This window comes from Nocardia aegles (genome assembly GCF_052545135.1).
The window spans coordinates 1-2,153 of record NZ_JBQWRI010000031.1; the positions used below are offsets into that span (position 1 = coordinate 1).

1 protein-coding gene is annotated in these 2,153 nt (G+C 66.5%); it reads left to right on the forward strand.

Annotated features, from left to right (window positions below; translation table 11 throughout):
• Window positions 1-592 precede the first annotated feature (592 nt).
• Complete coding sequence (gene ltrA, locus ACT89H_RS29285) at window positions 593-2,035, forward strand: group II intron reverse transcriptase/maturase (RefSeq protein ID WP_445111902.1); 1,443 nt, start codon at window positions 593-595, stop codon at window positions 2,033-2,035.
• Window positions 2,036-2,153 lie beyond the last annotated feature (118 nt).

Genomic DNA, 2,153 nt, shown 5'->3' on the forward strand with positions numbered 1-2,153 from the left:
GTGCGCCGTGAGGCGCTGATTGATCGAGTGGAGGTGAGAGACCTGCACCTTCGGGTTGTCGCAGCGACCTGAATGAAGCTGGGGGCAGCCTGATCCGGGTCGATGCCGGGGAGGGCGGGAGCAGCCCCGACAAAGCCGGGATGTGTCGGCACTGCCAGACGGTGCGGGTCCGGCGAGCGAGGCAGAAAGGTGTACGTGCAGGAACCGGCGAGAAAGCCCCTTCAGTGTTCAACCGGCTCCAACCTGGCGGATATGGGCCGGGAAGCGGCTGAGTGTCCGTCGTTGAATCCGTGTGACGGGCAACTTCCGAACGTGGCGTGGCCGCAGGTTCGGAAGGCCACGAGGAAGGTCTGCGGCGTACTTGTGGATGGCCGCAGGGGCACAGTCGGGCACCGACCCTGCCGATCGATCATCAGTGAACACGGGAACCTGCCCGATTCCGACCACGGCCGCCGAGCCAGAGCGGCCGCCGGTCAGGTGCATCGGTCCACCGACGGGAGCGGGCGGGGGCGGAGCCGCCGTAGTACTCGGGGCCGGGGAAAGCCCGGCACAGGGGGAAGGGCGGCAGCGAGTCACACAGGAGAGGACTGGAATGCCTGAAGACGCGGTGGTGAATACTGTCGCTCCGGTCGAGCAGCCCCGGCTGGCCGGTCGGGTACGGGAGATCCAGACGAAACTGCACAGGTGGGCGGGCCAGGACCCGGACCGCCGTTTCTGCGATTTGTTCAACCTGGTCGCCGACCCGGCATTCCTCGCTGCGGCGTGGATACGGGTGCGGGGCAATCGTGGTGCGAAAACCGCTGGAGTGGATGGCCGCACGGTCTTCTACATCGAGCAGACCGTCGGTGTTCCGGAGTTCCTGGCCGGGGTCCGCCGGGATCTGCTGTCCGGGGGGTTCGTGCCGCTTCCCGTGCGGGAGAGGATGATCCCGAAGTCCGGTGGCAAGCTGCGCCGGCTGGGCATCCCGACTGTCCGGGACCGCGTGGTGCAAGCCGCGCTCAAACTGGTGCTCGAGCCGATCTTCGAGGCCGATTTCCACCCGTGTTCCTACGGGTTCCGGCCGCGCAGACGGGCGTGGGACGCGATCGCCGAGATTCACCAGTTCACCTCGCGTGGTTACGAGCAGGTGCTGGAGGCCGATATCGAGGCGTGTTTCGATGCCATCGACCACACCGCCCTCATGGGGCAGGTGCGGCGGCGGGTCGGAGACAAGAAAGTCCTTGCGCTGGTGAAAGCTTTCCTCAAATCGGGTGTCATGACCGAGTTGGGGCAGCTGGAACCCAACGACACCGGCACCCCGCAAGGCGGCCTCATCTCCCCGCTGCTGGCCAACATCGCACTCAGCGTGCTCGACGAGCATTTCGAGCGCCGCTGGAACGCGCTGAGCCCCAAGCAGCGTCACACCGCCGCCCGCAAGGGCGTCCCGATCTGCCGGTTGGTCCGCTACGCCGACGACTTCGTCGTCCTCGTGCGCGGCACCGCAGCCCAGACCGAGGCGCTGCGGGACGAAGTGGCGGGAGTGCTCGCCCCGCTCGGGCTGCGCCTGTCGCAGACCAAGACCCGGGTTGCGCACATCGATGACGGGTTCGACTTTCTGGGGTTCCGCATCCAGCGGTCCCACAAGAAGGGAACCCCGAACAAACGGTTCGTCTACACCTACCCGGCGAAGAAGGCACTGGCCTCGATCGTCGGGAAGGTCCGCGAAACCACTCGCAGGAACAGCGCCAGGACTCTGGCGAACCTGCTGCGCACTCTCAATCCCATGATCCGGGGCTGGTGCACGTATTTCCGGCACGCGGCATCCACGACCACGTTCGCCTACCTCGCCGCCTACACCTGGCGGCGAGTGTTCGGCTGGACGGTGAAACGCCACCCGAAGACCCCGGTCCGGAAACTGCGACGACAGTACTTCCCGGACTGGAAGCCTACCGACGGCGACGTGACACTGCTCTACGCCGACACGATGAAGGTCAGCCGATACCGCTACCGCGGCACCCGCATCCCGACCCCATGGAACAACGAAACCGCAGCATAGCCCGCTGACTCGGGGAGAGCCCGGTGCTCAGGAATGGGCACGCCGGGTTCGGAGGGCGGTCACGGGAAACGGACTGGAACCCAACCAGTTCCAGCACCGCGCCCGTGGCCGACCCTAC

Bases quoted from the DNA above. Each gene is read 5' to 3' on its own strand.
- ltrA (WP_445111902.1), top strand. From the start codon at position 593: ATGCCTGAAGACGCGGTGGTGAATACTGTCGCTCCGGTCGAGCAGCCC.